15 protein-coding genes are annotated in these 18,618 nt (G+C 41.5%); 12 read left to right on the top strand and 3 right to left on the bottom strand.

Annotated features, from left to right (window positions below; all coding sequences use genetic code 11):
* From LCH52_15910 to LCH52_15865, 10 genes are all read left to right on the top strand, one after another.
* A complete protein-coding gene (locus LCH52_15910; GenBank protein MCA0389974.1) occupies positions 1-1,428 on the top strand; it encodes an NADH-quinone oxidoreductase subunit N in 1,428 nt (475 codons plus the stop codon).
* 92 nt (positions 1,429-1,520) lie between these two features.
* Positions 1,521-3,119, top strand: a complete 1,599-nt coding sequence (locus tag LCH52_15905) for an NAD(P)H-hydrate epimerase (GenBank protein ID MCA0389973.1) — start codon at positions 1,521-1,523, stop codon at positions 3,117-3,119.
* Positions 3,116-3,511: a VanZ family protein gene (locus LCH52_15900; GenBank protein MCA0389972.1), complete on the top strand. Its 396-nt coding sequence runs from the start codon at positions 3,116-3,118 to the stop codon at positions 3,509-3,511. Before LCH52_15905 ends, LCH52_15900 begins: the two co-directional genes overlap by 4 nt.
* Positions 3,512-3,619: 108 nt before the next feature.
* Complete coding sequence (locus LCH52_15895; protein ID MCA0389971.1) at positions 3,620-4,282, top strand: TonB family protein; 663 nt, start codon at positions 3,620-3,622, stop codon at positions 4,280-4,282.
* 202 nt (positions 4,283-4,484) lie between these two features.
* The gene (locus tag LCH52_15890) at positions 4,485-5,813 is read left to right on the top strand and encodes a TolC family protein (GenBank protein ID MCA0389970.1); all 1,329 of its coding nucleotides are present in this window, start codon (positions 4,485-4,487) and stop codon (positions 5,811-5,813) included.
* 13 nt (positions 5,814-5,826) lie between these two features.
* Positions 5,827-6,885 (top strand): efflux RND transporter periplasmic adaptor subunit, encoded by a 1,059-nt coding sequence (locus LCH52_15885; GenBank protein MCA0389969.1) that lies wholly within the window; start codon positions 5,827-5,829, stop codon positions 6,883-6,885.
* Between the two features lie 15 nt (positions 6,886-6,900).
* Positions 6,901-10,314, top strand: a complete 3,414-nt coding sequence (locus LCH52_15880) for an efflux RND transporter permease subunit (protein MCA0389968.1) — start codon at positions 6,901-6,903, stop codon at positions 10,312-10,314.
* A gap of 55 nt (positions 10,315-10,369) precedes the next feature.
* A complete protein-coding gene (locus tag LCH52_15875) occupies positions 10,370-11,431 on the top strand; it encodes a YdcF family protein (GenBank protein ID MCA0389967.1) in 1,062 nt (353 codons plus the stop codon).
* 84 nt (positions 11,432-11,515) lie between these two features.
* Positions 11,516-12,004, top strand: a complete 489-nt coding sequence (gene nusB / locus LCH52_15870) for a transcription antitermination factor NusB (protein ID MCA0389966.1) — start codon at positions 11,516-11,518, stop codon at positions 12,002-12,004.
* Entirely contained in the window at positions 11,997-13,214 is a 1,218-nt protein-coding gene (locus LCH52_15865) for an MFS transporter (protein ID MCA0389965.1), read from the top strand. Before nusB ends, LCH52_15865 begins: the two co-directional genes overlap by 8 nt.
* On the opposite strand, the gene LCH52_15860 is transcribed toward LCH52_15865, so the two are convergent.
* Together LCH52_15860 and LCH52_15855 are read right to left on the bottom strand one after the other, a co-directional pair.
* Positions 13,207-14,277, bottom strand: a complete 1,071-nt coding sequence (locus tag LCH52_15860) for a ferredoxin--NADP reductase (protein MCA0389964.1) — start codon at positions 14,275-14,277, stop codon at positions 13,207-13,209. The genes LCH52_15865 and LCH52_15860 overlap by 8 nt on opposite strands.
* A 56-nt stretch (positions 14,278-14,333) precedes the next feature.
* The gene (locus tag LCH52_15855) at positions 14,334-14,927 is read right to left on the bottom strand and encodes a thioredoxin family protein (GenBank protein ID MCA0389963.1); all 594 of its coding nucleotides are present in this window, start codon (positions 14,925-14,927) and stop codon (positions 14,334-14,336) included.
* A gap of 166 nt (positions 14,928-15,093) precedes the next feature.
* On the opposite strand from LCH52_15855, the gene LCH52_15850 reads away from it, so the two are divergent.
* Complete coding sequence (locus LCH52_15850; protein MCA0389962.1) at positions 15,094-16,329, top strand: hypothetical protein; 1,236 nt, start codon at positions 15,094-15,096, stop codon at positions 16,327-16,329.
* Between the two features lie 116 nt (positions 16,330-16,445).
* Here the strand turns inward: LCH52_15850 and LCH52_15845 are convergent, their stop codons facing one another.
* Positions 16,446-17,099, bottom strand: a complete 654-nt coding sequence (locus tag LCH52_15845; protein MCA0389961.1) for a DedA family protein — start codon at positions 17,097-17,099, stop codon at positions 16,446-16,448.
* 217 nt (positions 17,100-17,316) lie between these two features.
* Between LCH52_15845 and LCH52_15840 the strand changes: the two genes are divergently transcribed.
* Positions 17,317-18,618, top strand: a complete 1,302-nt coding sequence (locus LCH52_15840) for an ATP-binding protein (GenBank protein MCA0389960.1) — start codon at positions 17,317-17,319, stop codon at positions 18,616-18,618.

The following is an 18,618-nucleotide window of genomic DNA, read 5'->3' as shown; positions in this document are numbered from 1 at the left end:
ATGGATTTTAACATAACAGACATATATAGCTATCTCCCGCTGGTAATTCTGGCATCGATTATTTTAATTTCCCTCGTGATCGAGATGTATGTCAAGAGTGCGGAAAAGATAATCCCATGGCTGACTGTGGTCAGTTTTCTTGTGGTGTCTTACCAATCGCTCTTGTCTGTCGGTGATCAGGGAATATTCTTTAACGGAATGCTGGCAACAGGTGGACAGGTCAACATTTTCTACTTCATTTTCAATTTTGGTGCAGCAATAGTCACTCTCCTTTCTGTGGACTATCTCCGTAAAACCGGAATTTATCATGGAGAGTTTTACATACTTCTGCAATCGGCGGTATTGGGAATGATGATGATAGCCAGTGCCCGTGATCTGGTGATGATTTTCATTGGTCTCGAGCAAATGTCTCTTTGTTTCTACATTCTTGCCGGATTTGCGCGTAAAAGACCTTTTTCGAACGAAGCTGCTTTGAAGTATTTTCTTCTCGGCTCCTTCGCAACAGGGTTTATTGTTTACGGTCTGGGACTCCTTTACGGCTCGTCGCATACACTGAACATTGCGCTTTTGTTCCAGTCATTTACATTTGACAAAACTAATATAATTGGAATCATCGGACTCACCCTTTTCTTTATTGGTTTTGCTTTCAAAATCGCGGCGGTTCCTTTTCACATGTGGGTTCCCGATGTGTATCAGGGAGCACCGACAGCAACCACGGCAATCATGTCGACAGGTGGTAAAACTGCAGCTTTTGCAGCACTTATTCTCGTCGTTTCACCCGCATTTGCCAAAGAGAGAGCGAGTGAAGTACTCACACCGATGATTGCGTTTTTTGCTACCCTTTCGATGCTTTACGGAAGTATAACAGCCATTCTGCAGACCGATATCAAGAGAATGCTGGCTTATTCCTCAATTGCACATGCGGGTTATATGCTGATAGGTCTTGCAGCCGGTAACGACAGAGGGATTGACGGACTGATCTACTATCTGGCAGCCTACTCCTTTATGAATCTTGGTGCATTCGGAATCATCTCTATGATCGAGGATAAAGAGGAGAAGAATCTTCAGATTAGTGACTATGCCGGTTTGGGTACCAAATACCCGCTTCTTGCCGGTCTCCTTGCACTCTTCATGTTTGCTCTTTCAGGAATCCCTCCATTTGCGGGTTTCTTCGGGAAATACTATGTGTTTATCTCGGCTATCGAATCAAATCTTGTATGGCTCGCGATTGTTGGTATTATCTCTTCGGTAATAAGTGTATATTTTTATTTGAGACTCGTAGTCGTGATGTACTTCAGTAAAGATGAATCAAAACTTGAGATTGTTAACTCGAATCCCGCAATGACCGGTATAATAGTGTCAGCAATCCTGATTGCATTGATGGGAATTTTGCCGGGTTCGGTAATAAACCTGATCTCGAAATTTTAATTAATTTTTTATTTTTCAGGCTGTATCGAGAGTGTGCTGCCGGTTGATCCGGAGCCTCGCGATACAGCTTTTTTTTTGAATGTGAGAGTTGGATGAGACTTGTACTAAATGCCGCAGAAGCCCGTGAAGCTGACAGAATAGCAATCGAGGATTTCGGTTTTGAAAGCATGATTCTGATGGAGAATGCCGGAAGAAGTGTGGCTTCTTTTCTCGAAACTGTTCAGGCTGAAACGAAGACAGTTGCCATTATTTGCGGTAAGGGAAACAATGCCGGCGATGGTTTTGTGGCGGCGCGTCATCTTCGTGACATGGACTGGAGAGTGACGGTGGTTTTTGTGGATGACCCTGACGAGTTCTCTGAAGATGCAGGAAATGCTTTCGAACTTTTGACAGAAGTTGCAGGCGACATATCAATTTTCCAATATCAAAGTGTCACACAGTTAAAAGAACTTATTGCCTCATGCTATGTGATTGTTGATGCACTTCTCGGAACCGGTTCCAAGGGCGAGCCAAGGTATCCCTATGATGAGATAATTGTTGCACTGAATGAACTAAGAGCTGTAAAAGTTGCCATCGATATACCTTCAGGACTTGATCCTGACACAGGTAATGGAGGGATTGTTTTCGAAGCCCATTACACCGTTGCACTTTGTACATTAAAAAAGGGATATTTTTACGGCAAGGGAATGGATAGCCGGGGTGTGATCGACAACGGGTATATCGGAATTAAAGAGGAGCAGCTTGAGCTTGAGAGTGACTGGTCTCTCTATGAGATGAGTGATGTCAGGAGTGTTGTACCTGCAAAAAAACGCACTATCAACAAATATACATCAGGAGGTCCGGTAATAATTGCAGGATCAAACAGATATCCTGGTTCGGCATCTCTCGTTTACCAGGCAGCTTTTTACTCAGGTTCGGGGTCACCGGTAATTTTCACTTCCGAAAAAGCATCCGCTGTGTTGATGGCGAATGTTCCCGAGGCGGTTATCAATGAATTTTCCGTGAATTTTAATTCCGATTCGATAAAAACTGTTTATGATGCTTTGGAGAAAAAGGAAGTGTTGCTTGCCGGTCCAGGTATCGGCAGATCCCCCGAAACAACAGTCGCACTTGAGAAGATTCTTGCCATGAATAATCGTCTGGTCATTCTCGATGCAGATGCCCTGGCACCGCTTCATGGAGGTAACTATAAAAATTATGATCTTAAAGGGAAGATATTGCTGCCTCATACCGGAGAGTTTGCAATGATCATCGGAAAACCTTTGGAACTGATCGAGAAAAACATCTTCAAGGCAGTCGAAGACTTCACTAAAGAAACAGGTTGCATTCTGGTACTTAAACATGCAGCGGTCTTTATCTCCACTCCTGTGGGTGTCAATTATATAATCGACTCCGGATTTGATGCACTTGCCAAATTTGGGACGGGTGACGGACTCGCCGGTGTGATTGCATCGACTTTTGCGCAGTTGCTTGCATTACCTGCACTCGAGATTGAGGAAATCACTGGATTGCTTATAGAACAACATTTCGACACAATGGAATTTTTTGCAAGTCGGATTGCTGATGCAATACACACCTACAATCTGTCTGCAATTATTTTGGCAAAAGAATCACCGGGTGTTTTTATTTCTGCATCATCAATGATCAAAAATTTACCAGCCGCAATAAAAAAAATTGACGAGTTTGCATGACTCTTGACAGGCAGAAGAAAAAAACCGTCGCTTTAGTCGTTCTGGTCGTATATTGGCTGATTCTGTTTCTTGGAACCACCCTTCCGTCGAGCAGCCTGCCTGATACTCCATCGGGTGACAAATTAAATCATTTCGCCGGGTATGCTGTACTTAGTTTTTTACTTTTTAACTGGTTCAGGCTTAAAGATGAGGCGGGAACTGCGGACATCAAATTGTTGCAAAAATCGTTCATTATTGCTTCGGTTTATGGGGTTTTGGATGAAGTCCATCAATTACTGATTCCCGGAAGGTTTTTCGAGTGGTACGACATTCTTGCTGATATTAACGGTGCCGCATTGGGTTTGGCTGTTGCATTCGTTGTTTTTAGAACTTTTCCCAGGTTTTACAGGTAAAAACTGTATGATTCATAAAAACTTTTAGAGATGACCGGTTCATACTATAATCTAAAACGGACATATCGACAATCGTTGGAAATAAGCGCGATTTTTGTGCTTTTTTTGATGATCATACTGTTCCGGTTATACCCCTTCTCAAAAAATGTAACAAATCCTCTTGCAAAAGGGGAAGATTTAATTGAACTTGACGATGCAATTGAGCTTCCGGACAACAGGAAAGAGGAAGAGCTTCCACAAAAGAAGAGTGAACCGACAGTTCTCAAACCAAAAATAGCGAAAACCGAAACTGAAGTTGCAATAAACAAGGAAATTGAGGTTACTCTAACCCCTCCAAAAGAAAAAATAAAACTTGAAAGTCAGGATATAGACAAAGGTGATCTCCTGACTCTGGATAAACAGGGAAAATTCAAAAACAAAGAAACAAATACAAAATCGACGGAAAAGGACGGGAAAACCAACGCTCCCAAGGATAATGTCTATTATACTGCCGTCCCGTACATGCCCGTCCCGATCGGCGGATATGAAGCAATACAAAGCAAGGCGGTCTTTCCTCAGGCAGCAAAAGACGCGGGAGTGAGTGGAACAGTTTATGTTACTGCATTCATTGACGAATTGGGAAATGTAGCCTCTGTCGTGCTGACAAAGGGAATACATCCTGCCTGCGATAACTCAGCGCTTTCTGCCATTCGGAGAACCAAATTTTCTCCGGGGAAAAAAGATGGTAAACCGGTAAAAGTTCAGATGCTCATTCCGGTCAATTTTAAATAAGGTCATCGTTTTATACCTGAATTTTGATTAGCGGACTTAATTGTTGATGAAAAATCTTATCTGTAGCTAATTATCTGTTATTTTTAATAATTGAAAATGGAATTTTTCCTTTCAAAAATTGTTAGTTCTATAGTAATCCCTTCGCATAAATTATATAAATTATAAAATTGATTTTGGTTCCAACAATGGATCCGGAGAATAAATGAAAATAAAAGTTGTAGTATCAATTATTTTAATCCTCACCCCGATTCTCTTTGCACAGCAGGGAGAGAAGATAGTTGTTAATCTCGAAAAGGCTATTACCATTGCACTCGAGAATAACTATGATCTGAAAACCAGCAATCTAAACAAAAGAATTGCCTACGAAAAAGTGGATGAAACCTGGGGTACGGCAGTATACCCTGATGTCAGGGGTTCAGTGAATTACCGCAGGGCTCTTAAAAAAGGTGTCTTTACAATTGATGCACCCGGATTCAGCGGTACTTTCCCCATAGGTACAGATAACACTCTCACCACTTCACTCAGTTTTACACAAAACATATTTGCCGGCGCCGTGTTCATTGGCGCTCAGGCGGCTGAAATATATGCCCGGATTGCAGACCATCAGGTGACTGCAACAGAGGAAGAGATAAAGTACCAGGTTAAGTCAGCCTGGTTCGGTATTCTTGTCACAAAGGAAGTGTTGAAAGTGGCTCAGGCGAATCTCGCACAGGCAGAAGACAACCTGAAAAACACAAAAATAAAATATGATGCAGGACTCGTTCCCGAATATGATCTGGTAAGAGCGAAAGTAGCGGTTGAAACAGCGAAACCGGAACTTGATCAGGCAAACAATGCATTGAAACTTACAAAGGATGCGCTGAAGAACATAATGGGACTCAGTTACACGATGGAAATAGATGTAACCGACACACTCGTTTACAACGATATGCCTCTCTCAGGTTTTGACCTGGTGGTCGAGAGAATGTTTAAATACAATCCGAACATTAAACAGCTCGAGCAGGGGATAGAACTTCGTAAAAAAGCTGTAGGTGTTTACAAATCGGAATATCTTCCTTCTCTGAAAGCATATGGTGCCTGGAATATCGAATCTCAGGAAAATGACTCCAGAGGAATCGGAAGCTGGAGATTTAATAACTCGATTAATCTCGGGCTTGAGCTTTCTGTTCCAATATTCAACGGTTGGAGTACCGATTCAAGGGTAAGACAGGCGGAACTTGAAGTGAAAATTGCTCAGGAAAATCTTAAAAAAGCCAAAGAAGGTTATGCGACTCAGATTAAAGAGACAATTCTCAAGATAGAAAATCAGAAGGAAAAATTAAAAGCTTACACAGAAGCTGTAAAACAGGCTGAACTGGCTTATTCTTTGTCTGAAACCCGTTACAAATCGGGTGTCGGCACCCAGCTTGAAATTATCGATTCACAAACGGGTGTAGCGAGAGCCAAATATAACTATTTGAACGGAGTGTATGAATACTACCTCCTTTTGTCGAAACTTGAAAATTTATCCGGAAAGGAAAGTGGTGAATAACAGAATGTCGAGGATGAAAAATTTTAAAAACTATTTGATTTTACCTGCTTTATTTCTTTTAACCACCCTTTTGATCGCAGGTTGCAAAGGTGACGATTCAAAAGAAAAAGAAAAAACAAAAAAAGTTGAAAAGAAAGCCATCGTTCAGGTGGCACCCGTGAAACTCGAAAATTTCACCGGATTCATTGATGTAATCGGGCAGGTGAAAGCTGACAAGATCTCAAAAGTTGGTTCTGCAACAGGCGGGAAAATTGTCAGATTTAATGTTGAAAAGGGAGCCAGAGTGGCTTCCGGCACGCTCATTTGTGTACTCGATAACACAGTATTGAAAGCAAATCTGGATGCAGCAAAGGCAGACCTCGACCTTGCAGAAATCAATCTCCAAAAGCAGGAACAGATATATAATCAGAATGCCGGAACGGAATTTCAGTACCTTCAGGCAAAGTATACCAGGGACGCCAAAAAGGCAATGTATGAGGCTGTGAGGGAACAGTATGAAAACACATTTGTGAAGGCTCCTTTTGCCGGTGTGGTGGATACAAAACATTACGAAATTGGTGAAGTGGCAGCCCCGGGTGCCCCTATTGTAACAATTATATCGGATAACCTGAAGGTTGAGGCAGGAATTCCTGAATCATATGTCAGTTCGATTAAACCGGGGAAAAAGGGAAGTCTGATCTTCCTCGAGCTCGACAGCCTTGTGGTAAATTCATCCGTAAGTTATGTGGCAAAATCGGTGGATGCAACAAGCCGGACTGTTAAAGTGGAAATGCGGCTGCCGAATAATGGAAAATTCAAACCCGAAATGAATGCGGAAGTAAAAATTGATGATAAAGTTTACACCTCGGTTCCGGTGGTGCCCGAAGAAGTTGTTGTAAAAACTGACCTCGGATTTGTTGTGTTTGTTGTTGTGAAGAAGAATGGTGTTACCGTAGCGGAGATGAGACAAGTGGAAATACTGGCACGGAGCAATAACCGGGTCGCACTTTCAGGGAATCTGAATGAAGGTGACTCACTGGTTATTGTTGGTTACCAGACGCTTGTGAATGGTGAAAAAGTTGATGTACGATAGCGGGAACAGCAAAACATGAAAATTACAGATATTTCGATTGATAATAAAACGAGCGTTTTTGTTCTCGTTTTCATAATAGCGATTATGGGGTTCATTTCTTATGTATCGCTGCCGAGGGAGGCGTCGCCTGACATTGCCATTCCTCTTGTGATCATTTCCACCCCCTATCCCGGAGTTTCACCCGAAGATATCGAATCTTTAGTTACTACTCCGATTGAAAAGGAAGTGAAGAAAATTGCGGAAGTGAAGAAAATTCAGTCCTCTTCGTTTGAAGGTTACTCCCTGATTCAGGTTGAGTTCCAAAGCGGCTATAATATTGAGGACGCACTTCAAAAAGTAAGAGAAAAAGTCAACAAAGCTGAAACAGAGATTCCAGCCGATGCAACCAAACCGGAAATTGTGGAAATCAATTTTTCAGAGTTCCCGATTCTTACTTTCGAACTTTCGGGACCAACCGGTCTTTCGAAACTGAAGGATATCGCAGAGGACCTTAAGGACAAAATAGAAACCATCAAAGGTGTACTCGAAGTAAAGGTGAATGGCGGACTCGAGAGAGAAGTACAGGTTGATGTCGATTACAGGAAACTTCAACATTATAATATCAGGTTTGATGATATTATTGCTGCCGTCAGGGATGAAAATAAAACAATTCCTGGAGGAACGATCGATGTAAACCAGTCAAGTTTTCTGGTTCGAGTACCGGGTGAGTTCAAAACCCCTTATCCTCTTGAAAACATCATTGTGAAAACAAAGGAAGGTGAGGGGATTGCCCTAAAGGATGTTGCAACGCTCACATACGGCTTCAAAGAGAGAACTTCCTTCGCCAGGACAAATAATGTTGAGGCTATCTCAATCCAGATCTCAAAAAGATCCGGGGAGAATATCATCAGAATTGCAGAAGAAGTTAAACAGATTATCAACGAGAAGGATGCTCAACTTCCTGATGACATAAATCTGACGATTGTGACAGATCAATCCGAAGAGATTGACAAGCAGGTGAAAGAACTCGAAAATAATATTTTTTCGGGGCTTGTGCTCGTGGTCGGTATCCTGTTCTTTGCCCTTGGGATTAGAAATGCAATCCTGGTGGGGATATCCATTCCTCTTAGCATGCTGATTTCATTCTTCATTCTTCAGATGATGGACATCACCCTCAATTTTGTTGTTCTGTTTGCTTTGATCCTTGCGCTCGGTATGCTCGTGGACAATGCGATAGTTATCCTCGAGAATATTCAAAAGTTTCTTGAGGAGGGATACAACAAAATAGACGCTGCAAAGAAAGCGACTGCAGAGGTTGCCTGGCCCGTGGCATCATCTACCTTGACAACCGTAGCCGCATTCTTTCCTTTGCTTTTCTGGCCCGGTGTTACAGGCGATTTTATGTACTACATACCGATGACAGTAATTGTTACTCTTTCATCGTCGCTTTTTGTGGCTCTCGTGATAAATCCCGTGTTTGCAGAGGTTTTTGTGAAGCATGAACATCACGGAAGACCGGTTCTCAAAAGGACTCTACTTGGAATAATATCCTATCCTTTTGACTGGGGTACATACATTTTTGTAGATAAGATGCTCCCGGTAGTTTTGAAATACTATGAAAAACTTCTCGATTTTTCGCTCGGTGAACAGCGGGAAAAGGGGAAGAAAATAAGCCTGAGAACCTGGCTGGGTATTCTGGCATTCTTCGGTATGTTCGTTGTTGAAGGGATGCTGGCTCAATTTTTTCCGCTGACAGTAGAAATTATCCTTACTGCGATTATTGGAATACTGGTGGTTTTGGTATTTAAAAATGTTCGCTTGCGGTTTATCTTCGGAGCATTTATTTCGCTTTTCTTTATAACCCAGCTTTATGGAGCTTTTGGTTTTGGTGTGGAGTTCTTTCCTGATGTTGAGCCCCGAAGGGTATATATCAAGTTTGAGGCTCCGACCGGAACGGGAATAAAGGAAACAAATGAGATAATAAACAGGATCGAAAAGAAAATCCTCACAGCAAACTTCAAAGATATCGAGAAGCTTCTTGCTGTGGCTGGCGCATCGACCAATCCATTTGATGCCGGTGCAGCCACTCCAAACAAGGGCACTATCACGGTTGAATATATCGATTACGAAAACCGGAACAAGAGCTCAAAAGAGACCACTGAAGAAATCCGCAAATTAGTTGAAGGTACCCCCGGGGCTGCCATAACTATAGCCAAGGAGGAAATGGGTCCCCCTGTCGGGCTTCCGGTGAATATCGAGGTCTCCGGTGAGGATTATAACGAGATTGGCAAACTCACAGCGAAAATTCGTGAATACTTGAAGGATGTCCCCGGTTTGGTGGATATTGATGACGATTATGACGCCGGAAAACCAGAACTCAGGGTAGTGATTGACCGGAAAAGAGCAGCCGTCTATGGTATGAATACTTCACTGATCGCCAATACTGTCAGAACGGCAATAAACGGTACGGAAGCTTCCAAATATCGTGTGAATGAGGATGAATATGACATCACTGTCAGGCTGCGGAAGGATCAGCGAAGTTCTGTTGATGCGCTGAAAAACCTCCTGATAATTTTCAATAATCAGAACGGCAAGACGCTTTCAGTTCCCCTTAGCAGTGTGGCAAATGTGTTCCTGGACCGGGGTCCCGGTGCGATAAAGCGCAAAGACCTTAAGCGGGTTATCACCATTACGGGTGATGCTGCGGAAGGGTTTAATGCAAATGCTGTTCTGGATCAGGTTAAGGCAAAAATGGGAGAATACCAGTTGCCTCAGGGATACTCCGTCTCTTTTACGGGACAGAGTCAGGAGCAGGAAGAGGCTTCTGCATTCCTCGGTAAAGCGTTTGGTATAGCTATTTTGCTTATCTTCCTGATACTCGTCATCCAGTTCAACTCGATTTCTCAGCCGTTTATTATTATGACGGCAGTGCTCATATCGCTGGTGGGCGTCTTTATAGGACTTCTCGCATTCAAAATGCCTTTTGGAATAGTGATGACAGGTATCGGTGTGATCAGTCTTGCTGGTGTGGTAGTGAATAACAATATCGTGCTTATCGATTATATGAATCTCCTTAAGAAGAGAGATTTTGCCCTGAAGGAAATTGCAAAATATGCCGGGCTCCGAAGATTCAGACCGGTGACACTGACTGCGGTAACCACAATTCTCGGGTTGATTCCTCTTTCGTTTGGATTCGGCTTCGATATCTACACTGGTAAATTTGTATTTGGCGGAGAAAGTGCTGAATTCTGGAAATCGATGGGAATTGCCGTTATATTCGGGCTTGGATTTGCTACATTTCTCACCCTTATCCTCGTTCCGGTATTCTTTATGCTTTGGGAAGAATTGGGTGACGCTTTCAAATCGACATTCTCACAGAGCAGGAATGAACCGGCTCAGAAAAAGCCGGAAGCAAATGAAAATACGGAATCTCACATTTTCGAGGATTAATTTTTTCGCAGCGGGTTTTTCCTTATATTTCAGGAGACAAGAAAAACAAATTTAGATGGCTCCCGGCATAATTAAAAAAATTTCTGAAAAAGCGAACAATCTGCTGACGGGTATTTTTGACCTTCTGGTTTTTGTTCTGCTGGGTGCCATCGATTTTCTTACTCTGATACTCGGGAAATATATAAATCACCGGCTTGATTTCGATGATTTCAACCTTTGGTATATGGGAAATTTCCTTACACTTCTCTTCAGCAGTTCCTTCATCCTGTTCCTGATAATTTTTTGGGTAAAGGACAGGCAGGAATTCACCAGAAAAAGAATGCTGCTTCTCATACTTTGGTTTCTTGGATTTGCCTTCACAATTGCGGGTGGCTATATGAACCAAAGTAATTCCGGCATCGATATCAACCTTCTCGACACACCTTTCTATAAACTTTACACAGGTGTACTTTTTAATATCGGATTTGCTTTTAAGGCAACTCTTTCAGCGTTTGTTGTGATAAAAATATTTTCCCCGAAGCGTTGGGCTGTCATCTATACGGGATTGCTGCTCCTTTTCTGCTATCTCTCTGTCTTTTTATACACTTATATTTATGTGAGCGAGGGTGTAAAGACGGCATCGACATATAACGAGAAAAATCCTGCTGAAGTGGCGGTGGTTCTTGGTGCTGCGGTCTGGAAATATAACAAGCCAAGCACCATTCTGAAAATGAGGATTGACAAAGGGTTGCAACTCTATTCGAGAGGAATCGTACAAAAACTGCAACTGACGGGGAGCAACGCACCGGGCGAACTGCCAGAGGCGGATGTTGCATTTTACTATTTGCTTCAAAAAAGGATCAATCCTGCCGATATAAGGATCGAATCTGAGAGCAGATCCACCCTCGACCAGATAAGCTACATCAAGAATACATTAATCCAACGAAACGGATTTCAGAAGATTATCATTGTTTCGGATGCATTTCACCTTACGAGAGTGAAGGAAATGGCAGAGTTTTACAATCTGACAGTTGACCTTGTAAAGTCTGATCTGGTGATGTCTGATGAATCGGTGAGGTATTACAAGTTCCGGGAAGTAGTAGGTTTGATCAATTTCTGGATGTTCGGAGTCAAATAACCCCTCTGATTTTTGTATATTTAAAATCTGAATTTTTCAGTTTTTACTCTGATTCAGCATTCATTTCACACCTTATGACCGAATATGCTAAAGAAAAAATCCAACAGAAGAATTATACGCGAAAAAGTACTACAGGTTTTATACGCACACTCCTACAACCGGGACGGTATAGAAGTAACTGCGGGAGAACTTTCAGAGGAAATAACCGATGCTACAGACAGGGAATTTTTTGAAAATCTGGTGCGCAAAACCATAATGTACACTCCCGGGTTTGATGATGAGATAGAGGCTCACGCAAAAAACTGGGAAATTGAAAGAATGGCTCGAATCGACAGAATACTCCTTAGAATGGGACTCTGCGAATTCAGATATTTCCCCGACATCCCCCGTAAAGTGACAATGAATGAGATTATTGAAATTGCAAAGGATTACAGTACGGCAGCGAGCGGAAAGTTTATTAACGGCTTGCTCGATAAAATGTATGAAGACCTTGAAAAAGAGGGTAAAATATCCAAGACCGGCAGAGGGCTGATAGAAGAAACATTTACCAGGATCACAAAACCAAATGAATGAAAAAAAGAAGATATTTGTCTGGACTCTTTATGATTTTGCAAATACTTCTTATTCAATCATTGTTGTAACATTCCTTTATGCAGTTTATTTCAAAGAAACTGTAAACCTCAACAAATCCGAAGGTGATTTCTACTGGGGGCTCGGCACTTCGGTTTCGATGCTGGTTACAGCACTTATCTCACCTGTTCTCGGAGCTGTCGCCGACTACACCTCCACCAAAAAACGATTTCTCACCTTCTTTTCACTTGTTTGCATTCTTGCTACTTCACTGTTGTATTTTGTGGGACCGGGTGATGTGGTGCTTGGACTGGCACTTCTTATCGTTGCAAACATTGGCTTTGAGGCGGGCCTGATTTTTTATGATTCATTCCTGCCTGAGATTACAAAACCGAAAAATTTTGGCAGAGTCAGTGGCTACGGATATGCGATGGGCTATCTGGGATCCTTAAGTTCACTCCTGATTCTTATGCCATTGATACAAATGGAGATGATAAGCGAGTCTTTTCCGGTTGCTGCTCTTTTCTTCCTCATTTTTGCACTTCCGACCCTGATTCTTTTAAAGGAACATAAAAAGGAAAAACCGGCAGGGGAATCGTACTTCACGATAGGGGTGACAAGAGTAATTTTCACCATAAAACACTTGAAACAATACAGGAATCTGGCAATTTTTCTCCTCTCCTTCTTCTTTTTTATCGAAGGGGTGAATACCATAATCTATTTCGCTGGAATATATGCAACCACAACTCTTGGGTTCACAAAAGGGGAATTGATAATTTTCTTCATGTCTGTACAGGGTACCGCCATACTTGGTTCTGTGGTATTTGGTATAATCTCCGATACCATCGGACACAAGAAGAGCCTCATGATTACACTGTTTATCTGGATATTTACAGTGGCGATGGCATTTTGGATTACAGAAAAGTCATATTTTTATGTTGTTGGTTTTCTGGCGGGTGGAGCCATGGGGTCGAGTCAGTCTATTTCCCGGGCACTGATGTCGCAACTGACACCTCCTGATAAAAAGACTGAGTTCTTTGGTTTTTATTCCTTTTTTGGGAAGAGTTCTGCAGTCCTCGGACCGCTGGTTTTTGGACTTATAAGTTCCGCAACCGGCAGCCAGAGGTACGCAATTCTTTCACTTCTTTTCTTCTTTGTGGCAGGTATTGTTGTTCTTGCGTTTGTAAAAGAAGAAAATGCAGCAGCTACCTGATTAGAGGATCATCATAGTTTAATATTACATTGTCGCTTGCCGGATAGCCGACACAAGTAAGACATATTCCTTTTTCAATCTCTTCATCAGACAATCCTGTTTGTTCAAGCATCACCACTTTTCCCGAAACGAGTCTCGTCTTGCATGATGTGCATGAACCATACTGACAGGAAAATGGGAGATCAATTCCCGCGTTTAAGGCAGTCTCGAGTATCGAATCACCCGGCTGCACCAGCACATCGAAAGACCTTCCGCCCGCGATAATTGAAACTTCTCTTGCAACTGGATCGAGATTCAGGGAAGATTCATTTTTTATGGCAAAATTGAAAATCTCACGATTGATGTCCTTTCTGTCATAACCTGCCTCGAGAGCAGCTGAAGTAATATCCTCCATCATCGACCACGGACCGCACATAAAAATCTGAGAATCGGATCTTAACACCTCCGGAAGCGAAGCCAGAATCTCGAGGGCTTTTTCCCTGTTGATTCTTCCTTTGCTGCCGTTCCACCCGTTGAGTGGTTGAGTAATATGATTGACAAGTTTGAATTTTCTGTTGCCAGCCGCCAGTTTATTGAGACGATCCCGGAATATTATGCTTTTTTCATTTCTGTTCACAAAGTGGAGGATTATGTTCTCAATTTTATCATCTTGTATGGCATCCTCAATGATTGAGAGGAGGGGAGTTATTCCACTTCCGGCTCCAAAGGCGATGATATTCTTTTTATCCGTAGTACGCCGAATAAAGTTACCCATCGGTACCAGTGCCGGAAGTATATCGCCTTCCTTAAGGTTGTCCATTTTATTATCGGATACATATCCGCCGGGTACCTTTTTAATCGCAATTCCCGTCTCGGGAAGCCGGGAAGGATGCGTAAAAATTGAATAACACCTCCGGATTTCCTTCCCGTCCTGGTCAAATACAAATGTCAGGAACTGTCCCGATTTAAAAGAGAACTCTTTACCGTCAACTTCTTTCAACAAGATCGATATTGCATCGTCTGTTTCGTGGACTATTTTTTCAACTCTAAGCTTTAACAAACCTGATTGTGTGAGAATAGACATGATTACCTTGTTTTTTCAAAATTACAATACTGAAATATAATAATAATGAAACAGAATTATAATAGCAAAAGGTTCATTTCCGCAAAGACTTCTTTTCCTTTGTTTCTGCCATACCAGAGGTGGATTTTCTCAATCCATTCATCCTTGGGCATGTTTTGGGCTGTCCACTCGTCAATCTGATCCTGTAATACTTTTGGTCTGGCGCCCCACTTCCAGAGCTGGTTCCAGTTCTCATCAAAAGCTACAACTATCGGAATGCTCCTTTTGCCGTTTGTCAGGTACATATCCATCACTTCCGGAAATGTATCCCTTTCAACTACCCGCAAGTCGATATTCGGGTTCAACTGGCTCATTTTATAAAATTCAGGTGAACTTTGGGCGGAGTCACCACACCAGTTTTCTGTTATCAACATCCAGTACTGTTTCTCTTTTATGGCTTTTATTTTTGTAGCGAGTGTCTCTTCCACAGGATGGGTCTTGAGCACCCGGTTCATTCTTTGAAGGTTTAGCTTTGTATAATTAAACAGATATTTGTCATCCTCAGAAAGGGAATCAACGACAGTTGTTTCTACATAATCTTCAGTTTTTTTAAGAAAGTCTTCAAATTTGATTCCAGCATCGAAGCTTTTGGATAAAATATTTTTTGACATTTTGCTCTCTTTTTATGAATAACATTTGGTAAACTGTATAATGAAACAACTGTTCAAAAAAATGAACAGTTCCATATTTTAAAAAGTGCTTAAAACAGCCCAAAAACGAAGGAAAATAATTGGCACGGTTGTTGTACGATAAGATACAAACAAAGAGAGGTTTACAATGAAACGGATATTATTTGCAGTTTTGGTTTTTGCAGCTTTGGCATTTAACGCAAATGCTGATAACAGCTTCAACCGTGGAAGGTTCAACGCCTTCCATAAAGAACTTAGATCTTACGGTTACTGGATGGAGATAGATAATGTCGTCGTCTGGAAACCCTCAAGAGTAAATTCAAACTGGCAGCCTTACACTTACGGCAGATGGGTCTACACCAGCTATGGTTGGTTCTGGGATTCAGACGAAGCGTTTGGCGACATAGTTTTTCACTATGGAAGATGGTACTACGACAACTGGGAAGGCTGGGTATGGGTTCCCGGATATGAGTGGGCTCCTGCATGGGTAGAATGGAGATATGATGATGACTACATTGGATGGGCTCCATTGTCACCATACGCAATCTTCAGTCCAAACTACGGAATCTCTTTCTCGATCAACATCGTGATTCCTGTTCACCACTGGAGATTCGTAAGGATCAGAGACTTCCACAGACATAATATATACGATTACTACTTCACCGGATATGGTGCTGACAGGTGCTACGAGAGAACAAAATCATTCTCAAACTACAAATATCGCGACCGCGTGGTAAATGAAGGAATCGATCCAAGAATCGTTGAAAAAAGAGGTGGTGGCAATGTAAAAACGAGAGATCTTGATTTCACAAACGCTAAAGACCGCGGCAACAACAGATCGGATGGAAATGTAAAAGTAAGGAATATTGACCTTAACAGAGGTGCCGACAGAAACGATGAAAAAGTGGAAATCACAAGAACCAGAAACAATGGCGACCTGAGATCTGACAAAGTTGATGAATCGGCAAGAGAAATCACAAGGGAAGTGAAGAACAATACCGGTACAAGGAATATCGACAGAAAAGATGACTCAAGAGAAGTGACAAGAAATGACAACAGACCTGTAACCCGTGATAATGGCAGCCGCACTTCAAGAGATGTAAAGAAAGACGATAACAGACCTGTAACCCGTGACAATAGTGGCAACACTTCCAGAGAAGTAAAAAGAGATGACAACAAGCCTGTAACCCGTGACAACACAACGAGAGAAGTGAAAAGGGACGACAACAGACCTGTAACCCGTGACACCGGCGGAAGCTCTTCAAGAGATACAAAACGGGACAATACCGTCAGGGATACTCCAAAGAAAGATACAACCCCCAGAAACACCGATCGTGGCAGCTCCGGCTCGACAGGTGGCTCAAGGGAAAGAAAAACAAGATAAATTAATAAGATGTTGGTGAATCCGAGGCTGTTCCGAAAGGGCAGCCTTTTTTTTATATAAAAAAGGGATTTAACCAGGTTAGTTAAATCCCAGACATCAAACTAATATATTCCGAATTAAGCTTCGGGCTCAGCTTTCGGTTTTGTGTATTTCTTAATAACTCCGATGATTGCCGGTGCCAGTGAAATCACAACAATAGCGACTAAAACGATCGTAAAATTTTGTTTTACGAAGGGAAGGTTACCGAAAAAATATCCGAGATACACAAAAATGGCAACCCAAAGCACACCACCCACAGCATTGTATGAAATAAACTTTTTATATTCCATCTCACCAATTCCAGCAACAAACGGAGCGAAAGTTCTGATGATGGGGAAAAACCGAGCAAAAATGATCGTTTTTCCGCCATGTTTTTCGAAAAACTGATGTGTTTTCTGCAGATGTTCCTTTTTGATAAACCGGCTGTTCATCGTATATGCCCGGTGACCAATCTTTTTCCCGATATAATAATTTACCGAGTCACCGAGAAAAGCTGCAACTGCCAGAATCAAAAACACCAGATGGGGGTCGAGATCACCTTTCGCTCCAAAAGCTCCTGCAGCAAAAAGCAACGAGTCACCCGGTAAAAACGGAGTGACCACCAGGCCCGTCTCACAAAAAATAATTAAAAACAAAATGCCGTAAGTCAAAGCACCATAATCTCTGATCAACTCACCCAGATGTACATCCACATGCAAAATAAAGTCGAACAAATAAAGAATAATGTCCATAATTTTCCTGAAAAAAGAGAATATTTAACCCGTGAATTTAACCAAAATGGAGGGGAAATGAAGAGGAATAATTTTTATGGGGGCTTCTGATGAAATCCGACAAAAGACAAAAAAGCGGTAGTTGTCAAGATCGGAATTTAGGATAATTAAAAAAAATGTTGCATGTTTGCAAAATTATTGCAATATTTGCAATAAATTTACAAAAAGATAGATAATTATGTTAATAGAATTCACAATAAAGAATTTTAAGACATTCAGAGATAAAACTGTTTTTAGTCAGGTCGCGGCAAATTATGATAAAGAGACCCGTGAATCTGAAAATGTTGTTCACATACCCGGTTTTGATCTGAGAGTGTTGAAATCTTCAGTAGTATATGGTGCGAATGCCTCCGGAAAAAGCAAATTATTTGAAGCACTGGGTTTTATGCAGGAATATTTGCTGAGATCTATGGAGCTTTCTTTGATGTCAAGTCTTAATAGTGAAATCTCTTTCAAATTGGATACAGAGACAGAGCAATTGCCATCCGAGTTTGAGGTTGTCTTCCTTTCGAACAATAAAATCTATCGCTATGGTTTTACTCTGCTCCCGGGCAAAGTCATCACTGAATGGTTGTATATGAGATCTCACAAAAAAGAGATGGAAATATATTTCCGAAAGGGTGATAATTTTAAACTGCACCGCTCACTTTTTAAGCGAGGTAAAAGTATTATAAGAGGGGGCTTTGTCAGGGAAAGTGCATTATGTATCACTGTGGCAGCCACCTTTAATGAAGAACTTGCTCTCGAAATTCTGGGATGGTTTAAGAGACTGAAAATATTTTCCGGATTGACCGAAGATTCCTTTATCAATTACACTTTATCGATGATTACTGATGAGGAAAGGAAAATGAAAGTTTTGAATTTTCTTTATGCAGCCGATATGGGTATTACAGACATCTATCTTACACCATCATCTTCCTTGGGACAGAGTGATTCATTTAATAGTGAAGAGTACAAAAGTAAATTAAAGAATGATCTTGATCTTTTTTACGAAGTAAAAACCGTTCATAAAAAATATAAAAATGGTAAAAAACAGAGCGAAAGAGTAACTTTTTCGATGGATTCAGATGAATCTTCGGGTACAAAGAAATTTTTTGCTCTCGCCGGACCGATAATAGAGGCACTCGAAACAGGATCAATTCTTTTTGTTGACGAACTGGATTCTAAATTGCATCCAAAACTTGTCTTGAAAATAGCACAACTTTTCAATTCTGCTTCGACAAATCCGGGAAATGCGCAATTGATATTTAATACACAGAGTACTCATTTGCTTAGCTCTGATATGTTTCGACGGGATCAGATCTGGTTTGTTGAAAAAAACAGATTTGAAGTCTCCAAACTATATTCGCTTGTCGAAATAAAAGTAAGGCGAACTGATAAATTTGAAATTGATTACCTGGAAGGAAGATATGGTGGCATGCCGTTTTTGGATGAGTTTGATGATTTGAGATTGTCTGATCTTTCAGGAAGTGTTCATTAA

This window comes from Bacteroidota bacterium, from assembly GCA_020161395.1.
Taxonomy (GTDB): Bacteria; Bacteroidota; Ignavibacteria; order Ignavibacteriales; family Ignavibacteriaceae; genus UTCHB3.
Note: the sequence above shows the minus strand (reverse complement) of the source record. Positions and strands in the feature narration are given on the sequence as shown.

Excerpts from the sequence above, each read along its gene's own strand:
- LCH52_15910 (MCA0389974.1), top strand. The coding sequence starts at position 1 with ATGGATTTTAACATAACAGACATATATAGCTATCTCCCGCTGGTAATT.
- LCH52_15905 (MCA0389973.1), top strand. The coding sequence starts at position 1,521 with ATGAGACTTGTACTAAATGCCGCAGAAGCCCGTGAAGCTGACAGAATA.
- LCH52_15900 (MCA0389972.1), top strand. The coding sequence starts at position 3,116 with ATGACTCTTGACAGGCAGAAGAAAAAAACCGTCGCTTTAGTCGTTCTG.
- LCH52_15895 (MCA0389971.1), top strand. The coding sequence starts at position 3,620 with ATGATCATACTGTTCCGGTTATACCCCTTCTCAAAAAATGTAACAAAT.
- LCH52_15890 (MCA0389970.1), top strand. The coding sequence starts at position 4,485 with ATGAAAATAAAAGTTGTAGTATCAATTATTTTAATCCTCACCCCGATT.
- LCH52_15885 (MCA0389969.1), top strand. The coding sequence starts at position 5,827 with ATGAAAAATTTTAAAAACTATTTGATTTTACCTGCTTTATTTCTTTTA.
- LCH52_15880 (MCA0389968.1), top strand. The coding sequence starts at position 6,901 with ATGAAAATTACAGATATTTCGATTGATAATAAAACGAGCGTTTTTGTT.
- LCH52_15875 (MCA0389967.1), top strand. The coding sequence starts at position 10,370 with ATGGCTCCCGGCATAATTAAAAAAATTTCTGAAAAAGCGAACAATCTG.
- nusB (MCA0389966.1), top strand. The coding sequence starts at position 11,516 with ATGCTAAAGAAAAAATCCAACAGAAGAATTATACGCGAAAAAGTACTA.
- LCH52_15865 (MCA0389965.1), top strand. The coding sequence starts at position 11,997 with ATGAATGAAAAAAAGAAGATATTTGTCTGGACTCTTTATGATTTTGCA.
- LCH52_15860 (MCA0389964.1), bottom strand. The coding sequence starts at position 14,277 with ATGTCTATTCTCACACAATCAGGTTTGTTAAAGCTTAGAGTTGAAAAA.
- LCH52_15855 (MCA0389963.1), bottom strand. The coding sequence starts at position 14,927 with ATGTCAAAAAATATTTTATCCAAAAGCTTCGATGCTGGAATCAAATTT.
- LCH52_15850 (MCA0389962.1), top strand. The coding sequence starts at position 15,094 with ATGAAACGGATATTATTTGCAGTTTTGGTTTTTGCAGCTTTGGCATTT.
- LCH52_15845 (MCA0389961.1), bottom strand. The coding sequence starts at position 17,099 with ATGGACATTATTCTTTATTTGTTCGACTTTATTTTGCATGTGGATGTA.
- LCH52_15840 (MCA0389960.1), top strand. The coding sequence starts at position 17,317 with ATGTTAATAGAATTCACAATAAAGAATTTTAAGACATTCAGAGATAAA.